General features: G+C 60.9%; 1 protein-coding gene. It reads left to right on the top strand.

All coding sequences use genetic code 11. The features are described 5' to 3' along the window. On the top strand, positions 1-350 hold a 350-nt coding region (locus ACIQ2D_RS22235; protein ID WP_402867447.1), incomplete at its 5' end, for a hypothetical protein. Between the last annotated feature and the right edge of the window lie 770 nt (positions 351-1,120).

Genomic DNA, 1,120 nt, shown 5'->3' with positions numbered 1-1,120 from the left:
AGCGGTACGTATCCGGCAGCCTCCAAGATCACTCGCGCATTGGGACTTCTGCTGATGGGAAGTTCACGGGCGCGAAGGTCGGCGCGGTCTACCGCGCACCGGGAGGTCGGCAAATCCTCGTCAAGGGCAGCATCGCGGTCTCGCAGAAGCCTAATGCGAAGACCAAGGTCCACGTTTCATCGGACCTCAAGAATCGCACCGGGTCGGTGAAGGTCACGTCCCGCAAGCAGTCGAAGCCCAGAGCCTCGACCAAATCTGCCGGGTCGAAGGTATCGACGGGGGCGAAGGGTCGCGCCCGTCGCGCAACTGCGGCTCGTGGCAGCTCATCGGGCCGCAAAGTGAGTCGATAGCGGCTCGGCGCGGGGTCCGCTCGGGCGCTTCCGAGTCGGACCCCGCACCAACATCTCCATTTGAGACTTCCGCGTGAGCGCCCACGTCCACGCGGAATTGCGGAGGGGTAGCACGTTGACTTGTCCGTGCCCCTTCGAGCGTCGTGTGGTCGGTTGACTTGTCCCGACCGCGACGACGTAGAGCGCAGGTTCTTGAAGTCGCTTTCTGTCCTGCGCTCGGCAACAGCACCCCCGACCGTCAAACCGAAGTTCAGCCAGTCGGGGGTGCTGTTGCGTTCGGGCGTGCGTCACGCAGTTCCTGTTTTCGCGCGTTTCTCGCGCACACCCTTCCCGGTGCCCAAGTGTCACAGTGACGAAATTCCAAAAACCAAAGCGCGCAAGGGTTCTGGTCGGCCGATGAATAGACTTCTCCGGTCGAGTTAGGTAGACTTCGAGTCGAGCCCGGTCCGAGCGAACCCATCTAGCGCGACGATCATACGAAACCGAATGCAGTGTCTCAGTACCGGGCGGACCGCTTAAGGGCCAGGCGATAGGACCCTTGGAAAGTTGATGAAGCGCTCGCGTTGGCGGGACTCAAGAGCGCCGAAACTGACCTAAACAGGCACGCAAACACCAAACCGACATGGTCGGGAGGTCGTTTGCGTGCTTTTTGCTTGCGATCTCCTGAATTTCACGGGAGGAAACATGAGTAGGACTGCCCAGCCCAGCATCACACCTGCTGTAGAGCGTGTAATGCGGATTCGCACTGCCCCAGCGTATGACCCAGAGCT

The sequence above is a fragment of the Lysinibacillus sp. NPDC097287 genome, from assembly GCF_044761695.1.
Lineage (GTDB): Bacteria > Bacillota > Bacilli > Bacillales_A > Planococcaceae > Lysinibacillus.
Note: the sequence above shows the minus strand (reverse complement) of the source record. Positions and strands in the feature narration are given on the sequence as shown.